Origin of the sequence: Nocardia sp. NPDC046763, from assembly GCF_040645495.1 — a bacterium.
Lineage (GTDB): Bacteria > Actinomycetota > Actinomycetes > Mycobacteriales > Mycobacteriaceae > Nocardia.
The window spans coordinates 139,633-156,748 of record NZ_JBEYYI010000023.1; the positions used below are offsets into that span (position 1 = coordinate 139,633).

Here is a 17,116-nt window from a genome sequence, read left to right on the forward strand (position 1 = left end):
ACGTACTAGCGAGTCGAGTGTGTACTAGGATGGGCGTACTAGTCAACGGTGGGAGGAAGAATGGCGGCGACCACGCGGGATCGGATGATCGACGCGGCCATCGACGCGCTGCAGAAGAAGGGCGTCGCGGGCATGTCCTTCACCGCGGTCCTGGACGCCAGCGGCGCCGCGCGCGGCGCGATCTACCACCACTTCCCCGGCGGCAAGGCCGAACTGGTGGCGACGGCCGCCGCCCGCAACGGCGACCAGGTGCGCGAGCGCCTGGCCGCGCTACCGGCCGCCGACCCGGTGATCCTGGTCGAGTCCTTCCTGGCCCTGGTCCGCCCGGTAGTGGCCGCCTCGGCCGACGGTGCGGGCTGCGCCGTCGCCGCCGTCACCGTGGACCCCGACAGCGGCGACCTGCGCACCGTGGCCGCCACCGCATTCGATTCCTGGACAACCACTCTCGCCGAGCGCTTGACCGCGGCCGGCGCGGACCCGGCCACCGCCGCGGACCTGGCGACCACCCTGCTCACCCTGCTGCAGGGCGCCCACGTGCTCTGCCGCGCAGCGGGCGAGATCGAGCCCTTCGACCGAATGGCGCGTGCCGCAACCGATCTCGTCCGCCACCGCTTCGCGTCGGGCGCTCAGGGGCGGTAGGCGCGCAGGAACGTGTCCACGGCCGCGTCGGAGACGGCCTGGAGTTCGGCCGCGCCGACGGCCCGATTGCCCTGGCGCGAGCGCGCTTCCAGCGGACCGCTCAGCAGCGCCAGGAACTGCTCGGCGGCGACCACCGGGTCGCTGTGGCGCAGCCGTCCGGCCAGCGCGAGCCGGGCCAGCCGGTCGGCGAGCGCGTCGCGGAGCCGGATCGTGGTGCGGTCCAGGACGGTCTCGGCCAGATCGGGGAAGTCGCCCGCCTGGGCGTAGGTGAGCCGGTGCAGAGCGAGCGCGCGCTCGTCCGAGCAGGACTGCAGCAGCAGGGCGGCGGTCTCGCCGAAGGCGGTGGCGAGATCGCCGCCGGGCTCGCGCAGTGGTTCGAGCGCGCCCAGGGCCTGCTCCCCGACGGCGTCCGCGGCCGCCGACATCGCCGCGCGGAACAGGGTCTCCTTGTCGGTGAGGTGGTTGTAGACCGTCGGTTTGGCGACGGATGCCGCGTCGGCGATCTCCTGCACACAGGCCTGGGCGTAGCCGCGTCGCGCGAAAACTGTCAGGGCCGCCGTGAGAATGGCCTGCCGCTTGTCGATGCGGCCGCGGCTCGCCTTCGCTGTGGTCACCTCGCCATGCTACCGGCGTGTTCGTCCTATTGAACTCGCGGGTTCAATCCTGTCTACTGAATCGACCGGTTCGAAATATTGAACTAGTTAGTTCAGAAGAAGGAGTTGGCATGATCGTTCACGTCTTGCGGTTCCGATTCCGCGACGAGTCCACCGAGCAGCAGCGGGCCGGGGTACTCGCGGCCATGCGCCGCACCGCGTCGGTGGAGTCGGTGAGTTTCGCGACGGTCGGGCAGAGCCTGGGGGATCCGGCCGAGGGCCTCACACATGCCTACTGTGTGGGTATCGAGGATCTGGCCGCGTTGGAGCGGTATCTGCACGATCCGGTACATCTGGCCGGGGATCCGGAGATCGCACCGCATTTCGCGAAACTGGTGATCGGCCCGGACATTTCGGATGATCCGGATCCGGAGCTGTCCGACAAGATCCGGGCGCTGCATCAGCGCAAGGTCGAGATGTACCCCGAATGGGAGGAGCTCATGGCCACCATCCCGGAGGTGCGCTTCGCCTGAAACGACGCGTCCCCCGTAGGTCCGCTGGTGCGGATCCGCGGGGGACGGTCACATCTGTCTATATGGCTATCTGGTTGGCGAGCTTCGGTAATTCAGGTGGATTCGCCGTCACGATGCTCCCGGGAGAGCTTGGCGAGAAAATCCGGATCATCTTCGGGACCGATTACGCGGTTGCGCCGAGCGGGTGCTGGGCCGGTGCCGGCCGATCGCTGGGGTCCGAAAGCCTTCCAGCACAGCATCGCGATGGCCACTACCGCGATGAGTGCCAACAGGTACGTCACGTCGCTCACCTCCTCACAACGAGGGTAATCCGAGTGCGTATCCGCGGCACCTGAAGCGGGAAATAGGTGTTACACGCGGGTGGCCTCGGTGGTGAGGGACCGCAGGAGTTGCAGAACTTCTGATTCGCGGAACCGGCGGTGGCCGCCCGGAGTCCGCAGGGAGCCGAGCCGACCTGCGTGAGCCCAGCGGGTCACGGTCTTCGGATCGACGTGGAACAGGGCAGCGACCTGGCCTGGGGTCAGCAGAGTGTCCTGGCCGTTGACGGAACCCAATGCGCGGCTCGCCGCGGTGAACGCAGTCATTCGCAAACCTTTCCGTTTCGACAGATCCCTCATCAGTAGCGACATCGTTGCACTGCACCCCCTGGGTGTTCGAACGGTCTCGCTTTGGTAAAGGGGAAGTAATAGACAAAACGGATATCCGTTATGTGTTTACGGTCACGTTTGGCTCCAATGCAGCGAACTGCCAGCGACATACGGGCTGGTCGGATTTATTTTCTGCCGGGCGAGGGCCGCGGCGGCGCCCGAACTCCCGTCACCTACGCTGTTCTGCGTGAGTGATGCAACCCGGCCCGAAGGTGCGGGCCGCCGCCTGGCACGCAGTTTGGCTATCTACACGGTGGCCCGGCTCGGGCTGGTCGCCGTCATCACCGCGATCATCATGGGCGTGGCCGCCGTGGTGAAGGTGGCCATTCCGCTCATCGTGGCCCTGCTGTTCGGGCTGCTCATCGCGATGCCGCTGTCGCTGCTGCTGTTCAAGAAGCTGCGTACCCAGGTCAACAAGGACATCGCGGCGGTGGACGCCAAGCGCCGCCGGGATCGTGACCAACTGATGTCGAGGCTGCAGGGCAAGGACGAGCAGTGAAACGCTGCGATCGCAGCGCACCCAGGGACTGGGTCGACAATGCGGTCCGGCTCATCGATGCCGATACCCAGCGCAGCGCGGACACCCATCTGCTGCGCTACCCCCTGCCGCCGGAGTGGGGCGTCCAGCTCTATCTGAAGGACGAATCCACCCATCCGACAGGCAGTCTCAAACACCGCCTGGCGAGATCGCTGTTCCTGTATGCCATCTGCAACGGCTGGGTGACCGAGGGCACCACCGTGGTGGAGGCCTCCTCGGGGTCGACGGCCATCAGCGAGGCGTATTTCGCCAGGATGCTGGGCCTGGACTTCGTGGCCGTGGTCCCGGCCAAGACCTCGCCGGAGAAGCTGGCGCTCATCGAGGCCCAGGGCGGTCGCTGTCACCTGGTCGAGCGCGCGCCCGACATCTATACGGAGGCGGCGCGTCTGGCGGACGAGACCGGCGGCCACTATATGGACCAGTTCACCAATGCCGAGCGGGCCACCGACTGGCGAGGTAACAACAACATCGCCGAATCCATCTTCCAGCAGATGACGTTGGAGACACACCCGGTGCCGGAGTGGGTCGTGGTGGGCGCGGGGACCGGCGGTACCAGCGCGACCATCGGCCGCTACCTGCGCTACAAGCGGCACGCGACCCGGCTGGCCGTGGTGGATCCGGAGAACTCGGCCTTCTTCGGGGGCTACGAGGTCGACGACCTGGACTATCAGACCGGAATGCCGTCCCGGATCGAGGGCATCGGGCGGCCGCGAGTGGAGCCGTCGTTCGTGCCGAGCGTGGTGGACTGCATGATCGAGGTGCCCGACGCGGCCTCGGTGGCGACCGCCAGGCATGCGAGTGCGGTGCTGGGCCGGCGGGTGGGCGGGTCCACGGGCACCAATCTGTGGGGGGCCTTTGCCCTGATTGCCGACCTGATCGCCGCGGACCGTACCGGCAGTGTGGTGACGCTGCTCTGTGATGGCGGGGACCGTTATGCCGGAACCTATTTCAATGACGAATGGGTTGCCGACCAGGGGCTGAGCTTGAGCGAGCCCACCGCGGTGCTGACCGAATTCATCGCCACCGGTACTTGGTCGGGATAGTTTCCGCACGGCACGACGGGTTGGCTGATATCGGTTGATCACCCATCGGAAAGATTGCTACTTATTTGCCGAAACGGTTTGGCTAGGTTCGGATCGTTAGCGGGCACAGCGGTTTTCGTGAGCCTCGGCGGGGCAACAGGGCCTCCGGGGGCGTTAATAGACCTTGACGATTCGGGGCGTTGACGGACCACCGGACGGGTCACCGCGGTCGGCCGATCGACCGTGGTGTCGAGCGCCAGGAGCCACGATTGCGGGCTCGATTGGGTGCGCCACACATTGATTCGCAACTCGGTGATGGCCGGCGTGCGCGGTTTGCGTACCGGCTCGGTGAGATCGGTGCCGATGGCGGGGTCGAGCAGATCCGGGTACTCCTGGTCGGCGGGCGTGGGGTGGTCGGCCTCGATACGCGGCAATGGCCCCTCCGCCGGCGCATACTCGAATTCGGCCGGCGGCAGTTTCGGTGCGGTGCCGGGGGATTCGATGACCTGCCGGGACGGAGTGGCCCCGCCTTCGATCTCTATCAGGACCGTGACGGTGACCGCTGGGGGAAGAAGCCGCGCGGCTGGCGGCTGCAGGACGGCGTCGCCGTCGGGCTGACACCCTCTGGGGCTGGACCGAAGGCCGCGTGCGCGACTACGCGCCGTTCATTCCGTGGGGCTGAGCGAGTCCCGCTCCCGGCTGTCACGTGATGTCAGCTGACGGCGAACACCTTTCCGACTGTGTCAATTTTCGTTGACACTCGGTGAATGTCAACGTAAATTGACATTCATGAGTGAGGCAACGACTCTGGCGGCCGCCGCCGGCAGCCCCGACCCCCAGGTCGGGCTCCGCGCGGTGCTGGCACTGCGTCGATTGCTCGAGCGGCTCGAGGCCATTCAGGTCGGCAATGCCCGCAAGCAGGGCTGGTCCTGGCAGGCCATCGCGGACGCGCTCGAGGTCAGTCGGCAGGCGGTCCATCAGAAGTACAACCGGAAGGGCGGTATCCGCTGATGTTCGAACGATTCGACAAGGCGGCCAGATACGCGGTGGTCATGGCCCAGGAGGAGGCCCGGGACCTGTGCTCGTCGACCATCGAGGTCGAGCACGTGCTGCTGGGTCTGCTCGCCAGCCCCGACCGGGGTCTGCGGGAAGTCCTTGCGGCGCACGGGCTCACCGCCGAAGGCGTGCGAGACGCGGTGGCCCGCAAGCGGACCGGCGAGCCGCTCGGTGCGGAGGACGCGGCGGCCCTGCGTTCCATCGGCATCGATCTCGACGCCGTGCGCGAGAGCCTGGAGGCCACCTTCGGTGAGAACGCCCTCGACCATGCGGCCGTGCCCGCCGAGCAGTCGCGCTGGGGCAAGTACTGGGGCGCGGAAGGCGGCCCGCGCGGCCACATTCCCTTCACCAAGGAATCCAAGAAGGTCATCGAGTTGTCCCTGCGTGAGGCGGTGTCGCGCAAGGACAACCGCATCGAGGCCGGGCACATGATGCTGGCCGTGCTGCGCGCGCCCAATGGCGTCACCCGCCGCCTGCTCGGCGACGACGAGGCGATGCGCGCCCTGCGTGATGCGGTGTCCGGGTATCTCGACCGCGCAGCCTGATTCGGCCCGCGGCCCGACCGCCCTCTCCGGATGTCCGGCCCGCGAGTTGATCTCGCCCTACGATCGGGGCATGACGCTACTGATACGTCTGCTGATCAACGGGGTGGCCATCTGGCTGGCCGCCGCCTGGGTGAACGGCATAGAGATCAAGACGCCCGAGGACACCACGCAGAGCAAGATCCTGGTGATCGCGGCCATCACGGTGGTGTTCGCCCTGGTGAACACGCTGGTGAAACCGATCGTGAAGGTGCTCTCGTTCCCCTTCATCGTGGTCTCGCTGGGCCTGTTCCTGCTGGTGATCAACGCGCTCATGCTGTGGCTGACCGCGAAGATCACCGGCACCACGGATTACGGCCTGCGCGTGGACGGCTTCTGGGCCGCCGTGCTCGGCGGCGTCATCATCTCCCTGGTGAACTGGGTGCTCGGCGTCCTGGTCCCGGACCAGGACTGAGACCGGCCGGCCGTCGATCAGCCGACGGCCAGCGCCACGGCCACCACGGCCGACCAGACCAGCATCGCCTGACCGGTACCGGCAAGGGCGGGAATCAATCCCGGACCGTTCTTGCCGGTCCGCACCGGCTCATGGGCGCGGACCGCCAGCGGCAGCGCGACCAGCGCGGCCAGGGTCCATGGGCTGCGCCACACCAGCAGTGCGAGCGCGAGGAACGGGATCAGGATCAGCACCATGTGCAGGGTGCGGGTGTGCGCGTCGCCCAGCCGCACCGCCAGGGTGAGCTTGCCCGATTCGGTATCGGTGGGAATGTCGCGCAGGTTGTTGGTGACCAGTACCGCGCTGGAGAACGCGCCGACGGACACCGCGCACACCAGTCCCGCCCAGTCCACCCGCCCGGCCTGCACGAACTCGGTGCCCAGCACCGCCACCAGGCCGAAGAACACAAACACCGCGATCTCACCGAAACCGCTGTAGCCGTACGGGTTCCGGCCGCCGGTGTAGTACCACGCCCCCGCCAGGCAGGCCGCGCCCACCAGCAGCAGCCACCAGGCGCTTGTGATCACCAGCACCAGGCCGATGGCCGCGCCGACCGTGAGGCAGGCGATGGCGGCATTGCGCACCGCCGCCGGAGCCGCCAGCTTGGAACCGACCAGCCGCAGCGGGCCGACCCGCTCGTCATCGGTGCCGCGAATGCCGTCGGAGTAGTCGTTGGCGTAGTTGACACCGATGATCAGCGCCACCGAAAGCAGCAGGCACAGTATCGCTTTCCACCACACGAACCCGTCGATCGAGGCCGCGGCCCCCGTGCCTGCCAGAACCGGGGCGATAGCATTCGGGAGGGTGCGCGGCCGAGCGCCCTCGATCCACTGTGCTGCTGTAGCCATGCTTCGCAGCCTAGTGTGAGGGTTGGCGGTCGCGCCCGCCCGAGTGTCCGGCGACGCCGGGACGGGCCGCGGTCAGCTTTCGGCTGCGGCCTTGAGCTGGGCCAGCCCCTTCTCGAAGTCCTTGCCCACCAGGCGATCCATCGGGAACAGCTTGCCGATGATGGCCATCGGGCCGTTCTGCGTGCCGGTCATGCGCCAGGTCACCGCGGTGGTGTCGCCCTGCGGGCGGAATTCGAAGGTGACCTGGTTGGTCGCCTTGAACGGCTTCTCGAAGTGCAGCTTGATGCCGATGGCGTCGGAGGTGGCGGAGGTGATCTCCATATCGCCGCGGCCGGCCTTGCGATTGCCACTCCAGAAGTAGTGGGCGCCGATGCCGCGATCGGCCCCGCTGTAGACGCGCTCCATGGCGGGGTCGGTGTTCTCCCACGGCGACCACTTGCGCCACTGGTGGAAGTCGTCGACGAGTGCCTGAACCTGTGCGGGATCGGCCTTGATGACCGTTTCCCGGTGAATGTCGAATTCGGCCATGGCATGAGCGTAGGCGCTGCCGGCCCCGAATGGGCCTTGCCCGCGATAAATCCGGTTGAGCCGGGCCGGGCGCGTCGGGTAAGCCGGGTCCGGCGCCCCGGCCTGACATCGGCCGTGCGCATCCGGCGACCGCCCGCCCGCTCACCTACGATTGGCAAGGAATGAATTCGCACAACGGCAGTTCGAGCAGCACGGGAAGCGCGCGGGTGGCGAACGTGGGCGACTCGACCCTGGTGGCCCTGCTGGGCGAGATCGCACTGCGCCGCGACGGCGGGCTGGCCGCCGTACCCGGCGCGCGGGCTCGGCTGCTGGTGGCGGCACTGGCCGTGCACCCCGGCCGCAGTCGCAGCGCGCAGGCGCTCATCGACGACGTTTGGGGCGAGGACCCGCCGCGCGCGCCCATGAACGCGCTGCACACCCAGGTCTCGCGACTGCGGTCGGCGCTGCCCGAGGGCGCGCTCGAAATCGGTCCCGCCGGATACCGGCTGGTCCTGGCACCCGAGCAGGTCGATCTGACGCTGGCCCAGCAGCTGGAAAGGCAAGCCCGCCAAGCCCATACCGCCGGCGACAGCCTCGCCTGTCTGGACTTTGTGGCCGCGGCCCGCACGCTCTGGCGCGGCGAACCCGCCGCCGACCTGCCGCCCGGTCCCGTCGCCGAGGAACTCGCCACCCTGGCGGCCACCCGCCGCCGTTCGTTGGACGCGCTGGAGCTGACCGTCCGCGAAGCCGTCGGTGACCTGCCCGCCGCCATCGAACTGGCCCAGCAGGCCGTTGTCGCCGACCCGCTGGACGAGCCCGCCCACGGCACCCTCATGCGCCTGCTTGCCGCGGCAGGCCGCACCACCGAGGCCCTCGATGTCTTCGCCACCCTGCGCACCCGGCTGGTCGACCAGCTCGGCGCCGACCCGGGCCCGGCGCTGGTCGCGGTGAATACCGCCATCCTGCGCGGTGAACCCCTGCCCGGGCAGCCGGTGTCGCCGATCGGCAGTACGGCCGGCGCGCAAGGATATTCGGCGGCAGCGCCCGAATCCGGGACGGCCGGCAGTAGTGTCCGGCCCGATGGGCCCGCCGGCGCCACCGCGCACAGGCTGTCCGTGGTGCCCGGCGTGGCCGGGGGGAGCGGCTTCGGCGGTGACGGTTCCGCAGCTTTCGGGCAGGTGGCGCCGATCGATGGCCGCTCATCGGGTCACGCACGCGCACTGGGTCGCGGGGCGGGATCCGCCCGGGCGGCAGAGGCGCGAGAACTGGTGGGCGAGAACGCGATCGGACTGCGCGCCGCGCCGAATCCGCTGCTGGGCCGGGAGGCCGACCTGGGAGCGCTGGAGGAGATCCTGCGGTCCTCGCGGGTGGTCACCGTGCTCGGGCCGGGCGGGACCGGGAAGACGCGGATCGCCAACGAACTGGGTGTGCGGATGGCGCACGAGACCGCGGTGATGCTGGTGGAATTGGCCTCGCTGCGTTCGGAATCCGACGGTGCGGCCGAAACCCGCATCGAGATCGAGGCCGCCATCGCGACCACTCTCGGCGTCGCCGATGTCGTGTGGGAGACGAACGTGCTGCGGCCGGTGCGTGGCCGCGATATCCGGCAGAAACTGCGGGAGGCCCTCGGGGCGCGCCCGGTACTGCTGATCCTGGACAACTGCGAGCACCTCATCGAACCGGTGGCCGAGGTGGTCGCCGATCTGGTGGGGGTGAGCGATCAGCTGACCGTGCTCACCACCAGCCGCGCACCGCTGGAGATCACGGCGGAGGCGGTGTATCCGTTGCCGCCGTTGACCATCGACGCCGCCGGGTCACCCGCCACCGATCTGTTCGAGGCACGGGCCCGTGCGGTGCGCCCGTCGGTGCGGTTGGATCCGGAGGTGGTGGCCAGGCTCTGCCGCAACCTCGACGGACTGCCGCTGGCCATCGAACTGGCGGCGGCGCGGGTGCGCACCATGGGCGTCGAGGAGATCGAATCCCGCCTCGACCACCGATTCGCCCTGCTGCGCAGCGGAGATCGCAGTTCTCCGCAGCGTCATCGCACGTTGCACGCGGTGATCGAGTGGAGCTGGAACCTGCTCGACGAGCCGCAGCGGGTGGCACTGCGCCGACTGTGCCGATTCCCTGCCGGATTCACGCTGGGCGCCGCCGAATATCTGCTGGCCGGGCCCGAGATCGACGATCCCGCCATGGCCGTCGACGGTCTGGTGAGTCAGTCGCTGCTGACGGTGCTGGAGGACGAGGAGGGCGGTACCCGCTATCGGATGCTGGAGACTGTCCGCGAGTTCGGTGAGGAGCAGTTGGCCTTCACCGGCGAATCCGGCCTGGTCATGGACCGAATGTCGAAGTGGGCCAGGGAATTCGCGGTCGACACCGCGCGGCGGTACGACACCACCGAACAGGTGTCGGCGGTCCTGGCCCTGGGCGCGGACATGGACAACCTGATCGCCGTGCTGCGCTACGCGCTGGACCAACGCGATCCCGAGACCGTGCACACGGTGTTCCCGACTCTGGCCGGACTCTGGATGTTGCGCGGCGCGCACGCCGAACTGATCAGCTGGTCGCCGCGCGTCATCGCCCTGCCGCCCACTACCTTTCCGGCCGTCGCGGCCGAGACCGACCTCTACGTCCACGGCCAGTTGATCCTCGGTATGCACCTGATGTTCGGCGCCTCCGACCAGCGCCGGGTGGGGCGGGTGCGGATCACGCTCCGGCGCATTCTGGCGTCGGGCGCGCCGATGAGCCCGGTCGCACGGTATCTCGGCGAACTGGTCACCCGGTCCCGCAACACTACGCAGCTGGCCCGGAGATTGAGCGCGGGTGTCCGGTCACCGGACGAGCAGATCCGGCTCGCGGCCCTGCTGCTGCGCGCGAACCTGTTCGAGAACAACGGCTTGGCGTACCGCTCGATCAAGGACGCCGAGATCGCCATGCGCATCAGCGGCGACCGGGACACCTGGGGCACCGCCATGACCACCCAGCACCTCGGCAGCATGCACGGCCAGTCGGCGCGCTACACCGAGGCGGTCGGGTATTACCGGCGGGCCGTCGACCTGCTCGAGGAACTGCGGTCCTGGGACGAAGCCGTGGAGGTCCGCGGCCTGCTGGCCATCACGCTGGCGGGCACCGGGCAGCCCGCCGCGGCCCGGCAGGCCCTCGAACCGGCCCTCGGGGTGGTCGGCGACCTGCCCCTCGACGCACCGGTGACCAAGCCCAACCACCGGATCGCCGCCGTCGCGGCCGCATTGGCGGAAATCGAACTCGCCGAAGGGGATATCGACACCGGGCTGCGTCGCTTCCGGCAGGTGCCCGCGCTGATGGACTGGCCGCACAATGTCGGAATGCCTGGACCGGCGACCCTGATCTTCGTGTCCGCCGTCATCGATGCCCACGTGCTGTCCGGCCGCGTCGAGCAGATGCACCGGACCGCCGCGGAACTCACCGATGTCGCGGTCCGCCTGATCGGCGGCCAGTACTGGGATCTACCCCAGATCGGCTCGATGAGCTGCGCGATCGGCACCTATCTGCTGGCCACCGGGCAGCACGTCGAGACCGGTCTGGACCTGATCGCCCTGACGGCGAAGGTACTCGGACGCCAGGACTACCCGTCGATGCAGTGGCAGCGGCACCTGGATCTGCACCGCGCCGCGGTGGGGGAGGAGCGGATCATCGCCGCGCTGAATTCTGTTGCGGGACTGGGGCGTCGCACGGCCGCCGACCGGATCATGGGACACCTGAGGGCGATCGACGGCACCCTACGCGAAACGCCCGTCCACCGGTGACCGGTGGACGGGCGTCCCAACCGCGGGGCGAGCGGCCGCGTCAGGCGCGGCGCATGTACGCCTTCACCGCGAGCGGGGCGAAGATCGCGATCACGACGATGGAGCCGATGATCGAGTACGCCAGGTTGGAGCTGTAGACATTGCTGTTCATCAGCTCTCGGGCCGCATCGACCATGTAGTAGATGGGGTTGGCCTTGTTGAGGCCCTGCAGCCAGCCCGGCATGGTCGACACCGGGGCGAACGCGCCGGACATGAAGGTCAGTGGGAACATGATCATCATGGAGATGCCCTGCACCGCGGGCGCGCTCTTGCCGGTAATGCCGATCAGCGCCCAGATCCAGCTGATCGCGAAGGAGCAGAACACCACCAGCAGACCGGCGACGATCACGCCCGCGAACCCGCCCGCCGGGCGGTAGCCGAGAATCAGGCCCATCACCACCGTCAGCGACCAGGCCAGGCCGTAGCGCACCATGTCCGCGAGCAGTGCGCCCGCCAGCGCCGAAATGCGGGCGATGGGAAGGGATTTGAACCGGTCGAAGACGCCCTTGTCCATGTCCTCGCGCAGCTGGGTGCCGGTGACCACCGAGGTCAGCACGACGGTCTGGACGAGGATGCCCGGAATCAGGATGGGCAGGTAGTCGTGCACATTGCCGCCGATCGACCCACCGAAGATGTAGGCGAACAATGCGGTGAAGAGGATCGGCTGAATCGTGACGTCGAACAGCTGCTCCGGATTGTGCTTGATCTTGAGGATGCCGCGGTAGGCCATGGTCAGTGAATTGGCCACGGTCTGCCGGAGCGGAATGTGGTTGGTCACTTCGGGGATGGGCGCGGTCGTGGCCGCGTGCCGCCCGGTGGGGGCGGGGAGAGTCGTGGTCATGCCGCGCTCCGTTCGGTCTCGTCGGTGTCGGTCTCGGCCGCGTGGCCGGTGAGGGCGAAGAACACCTCGTCCAGGCTCGGCTTGGCGACATTGATCTCGTCGACCCGGATGTCGGCCTCGCGCAACCGGATCAGGACGTCGGTGGTGATGCTGGGATCGGGCAGGGGTGCGGTGATGCGCCCCGCTTCGGGGGTGATGGTGGCCTCGACGGTCCGGCCCGCCGCGCGGGACAGCATCTCGCCCACCAGGTTTCGCGCTTCTTCGATGCGGTCGCGGTCGGTCAGCGTCAGCTGCAGCGCGGACAGCCCGACCGAGGACTTGAGCTCGTCGGAGGTGCCGTCGGCGATGACCCGGCCGTGGTCGATGACCGCGATCCGGTCGGCCAGCTGGTCGGCCTCGTCCAGGTACTGCGTGGTGAGCAGCACGGTCGAGCCCTCGCTCACCAGCCGCCGGATGGTGTCCCACATCTGGGCGCGGGTGCGCGGGTCCAGGCCGGTGGTCGGCTCGTCCAGGAACAGCAGCGGCGGCCGTGCGATCAGGCTGGCGGCCAGATCCAGGCGGCGCCGCATGCCGCCGGAGAAGTTCTCCAGCGCCTTGTCGGCGGCCTCGGTCAGGCCGAATTCCTCGAGCAGCTCGGCCGACTTGCGCCGCGATTCGGTCTTCGACAGGCCCAGCAGCCGCGAGAAGATCACCAGATTCTCGGTGGCCGTGAGCTTTTCGTCGACGGACGCGTACTGGCCGGTGACACCGATCAGCGACCGCACCGCCGTGGGCTCGGCGACCACGTCGCGGCCGAAGATGCGGGCACTGCCGCCGTCCGGGCGGAGCAGCGTCGCGAGCATGCGGATGGTCGTGGTCTTGCCGGCCCCATTGGGTCCCAGCACGCCGTAGACGGCCCCCCGCGGCACCGCGAGACTCACGCCGTCGACGGCCCGCTGCTCCCCGAAGACCTTGACCAAGCCGTCCGCCTCGATGGCGAGAGTCTCAGCAGGTGTGTAAGAAGTCATGGCTACACCCTGCGGGGACGGCCTTGCACCCCCCTTGCACGGCTATTGCGTGCCCCGCGCAAGAGGTGATCACCGCGGCGCAAGCGGCCATCACCTCCGTGGAAGCGGACCGGACCGGCCCGCTCCGCTCAGTGCGCCGAATTCGCCAGCAGCAGCTGTCGCAGTTTGGCACGGTCGGGTTTGCCCGGACCCCGCAGCGGCAGTTCGTCCAGCACGGCCAGTTCGCGTGGGGCCGCGATGGCGTCGAGTTCGGCGACCACGTGGTCGCGCAGTTCGTCGAGGCTCGGTGCGGTGGCGCCCGGGGCCGGAACGATGGCGGCGGCCACGCGCTGGCCGAGGCGGTCGTCGGGCAGGCCCAGCACTACGCACTCGGAGACGGCCGGGTGGGTGATGAGGACGGCCTCGACGACCTGGGGTATGACCAGCAGACCGCCGGTCATGATGGCCTCGTCGAGGCGGCCGGTGATGGTCAGCACCCCATTGTCGAGGTGACCGGCGTCCTCGGTCCGGAACCAGCCGGGTTCGGCGAAGGCAGGGTGGTCGGGGATATTGCGGTAGCCCTTGGCGATGGTGTCGCCGCCGAGCAGCACCCGCCCGTCCTCGATGCGTACCCGGGTGCCCGTCAGCGGTACTCCCTCGTACACGCAGCCGCCGCAGGTCTCGCTCATGCCGTAGGTGCGGAACACCTTGATGCCCGCCGCGCGGGCCCGGTCCAGCACCGGCTTGGGGGTGGCCGCGCCGCCGACCAGCACGCCGTCCAGGTCGGCCAGCGCCGCGGTGGCGGCCGGCTCGTCGAGGGCCTTGATCAGCTGGGTCGGGACCAGCGAGGTGTAGCGGCGCGGCCCGCGCATGCCGGCGATCGCGCCGACCAGGGCCTCGGGCAGGAAGCCGCCGGACACGTCCAGCACGGTGGGCTCGGTCCCGGCCAGAATGCTGCGCAGCAGCACCTGGATGCCTGCGATGTGGTGGGTCGGCAGGGCCAGCAGCCACTGTCCGGGCCCGCCCAGGCGCTCGTGGGTGGCGTCGCCGCTGGCCCGCAGATTGGCCGCGGTGAGCATGGCGCCCTTGGGGTTTCCGGTGGTGCCGGAGGTGGTGACCACCAGGGCCACGTCGTCGTCGATCTCCTCGCCGGGGCGCAGGCTGCCGCTCAGGCGCTGGGCCTCGCGGCGGTCGGCGGTGGGAACCGGAAGCCAGGCCGGGCCGTTGCCCTCCAAGGCTTCTCGCAGATGCGGCAATACATCGCCCACCGCTGCGCCGGTGGGCATGGGGAGGATTCGGAGGGTATTGCTCACGTTCGCGATCGTGTCATTCCGTGGGGTGGCGGCGCGCGCTGGGGTCAGCGGCCGGATGTCGATGCTGCAGGGTCTCGTGCGGTCAGTCGGACGTCGGTGTCGCCAGCGGCCATCCACCGGCTGCGAGCCTGGAGGCCACCCGAGCGATATCGTCCTCGCCGGGCTGCTCCTTGGCAACTCGGGCAATCGCCGCCTCGATGTCGGCGCGCTCGATATCGGAGGCGGCCACCCGCTCGCGGATCAGCTCCTCCACCACGAGGTGCACTTCGTATTCGGTGAGCCGCCGGTGCAGGACCGCGAGCAGCGCCACATAGTCGGACTGCGGAATGCCCTGCGGGTATCCGGCTTTCAGCCAGTCCAGCACCTTCCGCAGGACGTTCTGGCGCGGCGGCGGGGTGCGGGCAGGGTCGGTGGCCGCCTGGTTCGTTCCTTCGGGGGTGCTCACGAGCGTGCCTTTCGATGAGGCGGCGTCACGCGCCGAGCAGGTGAATTCCGAGTCGGGAGGCCAGGAAGCCGCGTGCGATGAAGAGCACACCGGCGACCACCGCGATCATGACCACCGCGAAGCAGATCAGGGACGCGGCCAGCGCGGCGGTCCGGGTGGCTCCGGTCGCACCGTCGTCGACCTGGGAGCGGAAGCGAATGCCGATGGCGAACACGGTCGGCAGCCCGGCCCCGAAGATCAAGGCGGCCAGCATTACTCGCCACAGGTCGGAGAGGTTGTGCAGCAGGGTGTGCATTGCGGTCTCCTAGCCGATGCCGACGGTGTCGTCATTGCGGGGAGCAGCGGGGACGGCACTGCGACCGTTCGCGGTGGCCGGGTCCGCCGCGCCACCCCACTCCTCGGTGACGTTGTGCGAGTTGACCACCGCGCGCTTGGACCGGAACCAGATGAACGCGGCCATGGCGATCAGCAGCGCCAGCACCACCAGCACGCCGGCCGCGCCGCCGAGGCCGTGCAGGATGGCCCAGCAGATCGCGCCCGCCACACCGGCCAGCGGCAGGGTCAGCACCCAGGCCACCACCATGCGGCCGAGCACGCCCCAGCGCACCTCCGCGCCCGGGCGTCCGATGCCGGAACCGAGGATGGATCCGGTGACCACCTGGGTGGTGGACAGCGGCAGGCCGAAGTGGGCCGAGGTGAGAATGATCGCCGCACTGGTGGATTCGGCGGCGAAGCCCTGCGGCGGCACGATGTCGACCAGGCCCTTGCCCAGGGTGCGGATGATGCGCCAGCCGCCGAGGCAGGTGCCGGCGGCCATGGCGATGGCGCAGGACACGATGACCCACAGCGGCAGCGGATCGCTGGCCTTGGCCGAGCCGTGCGCGATGAGTGCCAGGAAGATGATGCCCATGGTCTTCTGCGCGTCATTGGTGCCGTGCGCCAGCGAGACCAGGGAGGCGGTGCCGATCTGTCCCCAGCGGAAGCCGCGGGTCACGGTCTTCTCGTTGCTGCCGCGGGTGATCCGGTACACCACCCAGGAGGCGATGGAGGCCACCAGCGCCGCCACCATCGGGGAGAGCACGGCCGGGATGATGATCTTGGCGAGCACACCCTTGCTGCCCGCCGTCCAGATCACCCCGTGCAGGCCCAGTGCCGCGATGGTCGAGCCGATGAGGCCACCGAACAGGGCGTGCGAGGAACTCGACGGCAAACCCAACAACCAGGTGAACAGATTCCACAGAATGCCGCCGACCAGTCCGGCGAAGACGATGTCCAGCAGAGCGCGGCCGCTCACCTCCGACAGGTCGACGATGCCCTCGGCGACCGTCGCGGCGACGGCGACGCTGAGGAACGCACCGACCAGATTCAGTGCTCCGGACAGGAGTACGGCGGTACGCGGGGCGAGGGCACCGGTGGCGATGGAGGTGGCCATCGCGTTCGCGGTGTCGTGAAATCCGTTTGTGAAGTCGAATGCCAAGGCTGTGCAAACAACGATCAGCAGAACGAGCAGTTCGGCAGACACGCCGACCAGTCTGCGTCATGCTCTTTACGCTCCGTTAACCGGTGCCCCCGGACGTATTTCACAGTTACCGCCGTGCTAAGGGGCGCTCCGCTGTGCTCAGTCGCCTCGGATGTCGCGCCGGAGCGGGTGATTCGCCGGCACCTCCACGAGCACCAGCGGCGTCCCCTCGGGATCGCGGATCCACATCTCGATCAATCCCCACGGTTCGCGCTCGGGCGCGCGGTCGATGATCACCCCGCGCAGCGCGAGCTCCGCGGCGGCGTCGTCGCAGTCGCGCACCTGCAGCCAGATGGCTCCGGCGAACCCGCTCGGAGCACCGTCCGCGCGCCCGTGCCCGGCCACCTCGATCAGTGACTGCCCCGCGAAGAAGACCGTCCCACCCGGATACTCGCGGGCAATGGCCAGCTCCAGCGCATCGCGATAGAACTCCACCGTCCGCTCGTAGTCGCGCGGCCGCAGGATTACCCGACTGCTCAGTATCTCCATGGGTGCAGCATGACAGCTTGCTGTTTGCTGTGGTCCGGGTTCGGCGTGGCACTTCGTGGGGGCCGGGGGGCGGCGCTACCGAATTCTCGCTGGGGTTCGGGGGCGTAGCCCCTGAGAGCCTGGTGAGTTCAGAAGTACCAGGGGTAGGGCTTCCAGTCGGGCTCGCGCTTCTCGAGGAAGGCGTCACGGCCCTCGACCGCCTCGTCGGTCATGTAGGCCAGGCGGGTCGCCTCGCCGGCGAAGAGTTGCTGGCCGACCAGTCCGTCGTCGGTGAGATTGAA

The 17,116-nt window shown here is 68.8% G+C and carries 21 protein-coding genes and 1 pseudogene; 8 read left to right on the forward strand and 14 right to left on the reverse strand.

The features are described 5' to 3' along the window. Window positions 1-60 precede the first annotated feature (60 nt). Window positions 61-639: a TetR family transcriptional regulator gene (locus tag ABZ909_RS31260; protein WP_357006699.1), complete on the forward strand. Its 579-nt coding sequence runs from the start codon at window positions 61-63 to the stop codon at window positions 637-639. On the opposite strand, the gene ABZ909_RS31265 is transcribed toward ABZ909_RS31260, so the two are convergent. Further along, entirely contained in the window at window positions 627-1,253 is a 627-nt protein-coding gene (locus tag ABZ909_RS31265; RefSeq protein ID WP_357006702.1) for a TetR/AcrR family transcriptional regulator, read from the reverse strand. The genes ABZ909_RS31260 and ABZ909_RS31265 overlap by 13 nt on opposite strands. 110 nt (window positions 1,254-1,363) lie before the next feature. On the opposite strand from ABZ909_RS31265, the gene ABZ909_RS31270 reads away from it, so the two are divergent. Continuing rightward, complete coding sequence (locus tag ABZ909_RS31270; RefSeq protein ID WP_357006704.1) at window positions 1,364-1,765, forward strand: Dabb family protein; 402 nt, start codon at window positions 1,364-1,366, stop codon at window positions 1,763-1,765. Between the two features lie 92 nt (window positions 1,766-1,857). Here the strand turns inward: ABZ909_RS31270 and ABZ909_RS31275 are convergent, their stop codons facing one another. Together ABZ909_RS31275 and ABZ909_RS31280 are read right to left on the reverse strand one after the other, a co-directional pair. After that, window positions 1,858-2,046 (reverse strand): hypothetical protein, encoded by a 189-nt coding sequence (locus ABZ909_RS31275; protein ID WP_357006707.1) that lies wholly within the window; start codon window positions 2,044-2,046, stop codon window positions 1,858-1,860. 69 nt (window positions 2,047-2,115) lie between these two features. Then, window positions 2,116-2,349 (reverse strand): BldC family transcriptional regulator, encoded by a 234-nt coding sequence (locus ABZ909_RS31280; RefSeq protein ID WP_051152909.1) that lies wholly within the window; start codon window positions 2,347-2,349, stop codon window positions 2,116-2,118. Between the two features lie 250 nt (window positions 2,350-2,599). Between ABZ909_RS31280 and ABZ909_RS31285 the strand changes: the two genes are divergently transcribed. Together ABZ909_RS31285 and ABZ909_RS31290 are read left to right on the forward strand one after the other, a co-directional pair. Further along, the gene (locus ABZ909_RS31285) at window positions 2,600-2,911 is read left to right on the forward strand and encodes a DUF4229 domain-containing protein (protein ID WP_354851448.1); all 312 of its coding nucleotides are present in this window, start codon (window positions 2,600-2,602) and stop codon (window positions 2,909-2,911) included. After that, entirely contained in the window at window positions 2,908-3,993 is a 1,086-nt protein-coding gene (locus tag ABZ909_RS31290) for a PLP-dependent cysteine synthase family protein (RefSeq protein WP_357006709.1), read from the forward strand. The genes ABZ909_RS31285 and ABZ909_RS31290 overlap by 4 nt, the downstream gene beginning before the upstream one ends. Window positions 3,994-4,031: 38 nt before the next feature. Here the strand turns inward: ABZ909_RS31290 and ABZ909_RS31295 are convergent, their stop codons facing one another. Then, window positions 4,032-4,406, reverse strand: a complete 375-nt coding sequence (locus ABZ909_RS31295) for a hypothetical protein (RefSeq protein ID WP_357006712.1) — start codon at window positions 4,404-4,406, stop codon at window positions 4,032-4,034. Between the two features lie 355 nt (window positions 4,407-4,761). Here ABZ909_RS31295 and ABZ909_RS31300 point away from each other — a divergent pair, with 355 nt between their 5' ends. From ABZ909_RS31300 to ABZ909_RS31310, 3 genes are all read left to right on the forward strand, one after another. Next, window positions 4,762-4,983, forward strand: coding sequence for a hypothetical protein (locus tag ABZ909_RS31300; RefSeq protein WP_040813561.1), 222 nt, complete (start codon window positions 4,762-4,764; stop codon window positions 4,981-4,983). Continuing rightward, a complete protein-coding gene (locus tag ABZ909_RS31305; protein ID WP_357006715.1) occupies window positions 4,983-5,573 on the forward strand; it encodes a Clp protease N-terminal domain-containing protein in 591 nt (196 codons plus the stop codon). Before ABZ909_RS31300 ends, ABZ909_RS31305 begins: the two co-directional genes overlap by 1 nt. Before the next feature lie 70 nt (window positions 5,574-5,643). Continuing rightward, window positions 5,644-6,024, forward strand: coding sequence for a phage holin family protein (locus ABZ909_RS31310; protein WP_357006718.1), 381 nt, complete (start codon window positions 5,644-5,646; stop codon window positions 6,022-6,024). 17 nt (window positions 6,025-6,041) lie between these two features. Here ABZ909_RS31310 and ABZ909_RS31315 read toward each other — a convergent pair whose 3' ends face one another. Both ABZ909_RS31315 and ABZ909_RS31320 read right to left on the reverse strand, forming a co-directional pair. Continuing rightward, window positions 6,042-6,911 carry a 1,4-dihydroxy-2-naphthoate polyprenyltransferase gene (locus ABZ909_RS31315; RefSeq protein WP_357006721.1) on the reverse strand — a complete coding sequence of 290 codons (870 nt, stop codon included), beginning with the start codon at window positions 6,909-6,911 and terminating at the stop codon, window positions 6,042-6,044. Window positions 6,912-6,983: 72 nt separating this feature from the next. Then, the gene (locus tag ABZ909_RS31320; RefSeq protein WP_357006724.1) at window positions 6,984-7,439 is read right to left on the reverse strand and encodes an SRPBCC family protein; all 456 of its coding nucleotides are present in this window, start codon (window positions 7,437-7,439) and stop codon (window positions 6,984-6,986) included. Between the two features lie 215 nt (window positions 7,440-7,654). Here ABZ909_RS31320 and ABZ909_RS31325 point away from each other — a divergent pair, with 215 nt between their 5' ends. Further along, window positions 7,655-11,203, forward strand: coding sequence for a BTAD domain-containing putative transcriptional regulator (locus tag ABZ909_RS31325; protein ID WP_357006727.1), 3,549 nt, complete (start codon window positions 7,655-7,657; stop codon window positions 11,201-11,203). A 40-nt stretch (window positions 11,204-11,243) separates the two neighbouring features. Here ABZ909_RS31325 and ABZ909_RS31330 read toward each other — a convergent pair whose 3' ends face one another. The 8 genes and pseudogenes from ABZ909_RS31330 to ABZ909_RS31365 all read right to left on the reverse strand — a co-directional run. Next, window positions 11,244-12,083, reverse strand: a complete 840-nt coding sequence (locus ABZ909_RS31330) for an ABC transporter permease (RefSeq protein ID WP_357006729.1) — start codon at window positions 12,081-12,083, stop codon at window positions 11,244-11,246. Further along, complete coding sequence (locus ABZ909_RS31335) at window positions 12,080-13,090, reverse strand: daunorubicin resistance protein DrrA family ABC transporter ATP-binding protein (RefSeq protein WP_040862125.1); 1,011 nt, start codon at window positions 13,088-13,090, stop codon at window positions 12,080-12,082. Before ABZ909_RS31335 ends, ABZ909_RS31330 begins: the two co-directional genes overlap by 4 nt. Before the next feature lie 128 nt (window positions 13,091-13,218). After that, a complete protein-coding gene (gene menE, locus ABZ909_RS31340; RefSeq protein ID WP_357006769.1) occupies window positions 13,219-14,355 on the reverse strand; it encodes an o-succinylbenzoate--CoA ligase in 1,137 nt (378 codons plus the stop codon). A gap of 109 nt (window positions 14,356-14,464) precedes the next feature. Beyond that, window positions 14,465-14,827, reverse strand: coding sequence for a DUF3349 domain-containing protein (locus tag ABZ909_RS31345; protein ID WP_357006732.1), 363 nt, complete (start codon window positions 14,825-14,827; stop codon window positions 14,465-14,467). A 25-nt stretch (window positions 14,828-14,852) separates the two neighbouring features. Next, window positions 14,853-15,122 (reverse strand): hypothetical protein, encoded by a 270-nt coding sequence (locus ABZ909_RS31350; RefSeq protein ID WP_357006735.1) that lies wholly within the window; start codon window positions 15,120-15,122, stop codon window positions 14,853-14,855. 9 nt (window positions 15,123-15,131) lie between these two features. Then, complete coding sequence (locus tag ABZ909_RS31355) at window positions 15,132-16,349, reverse strand: inorganic phosphate transporter (RefSeq protein ID WP_357006738.1); 1,218 nt, start codon at window positions 16,347-16,349, stop codon at window positions 15,132-15,134. 96 nt (window positions 16,350-16,445) lie between these two features. Further along, a complete protein-coding gene (locus ABZ909_RS31360; protein ID WP_357006741.1) occupies window positions 16,446-16,835 on the reverse strand; it encodes a VOC family protein in 390 nt (129 codons plus the stop codon). A gap of 128 nt (window positions 16,836-16,963) precedes the next feature. Next, window positions 16,964-17,116: pseudogene (locus ABZ909_RS31365) on the reverse strand (1,4-dihydroxy-2-naphthoyl-CoA synthase); the annotation flags it as partial.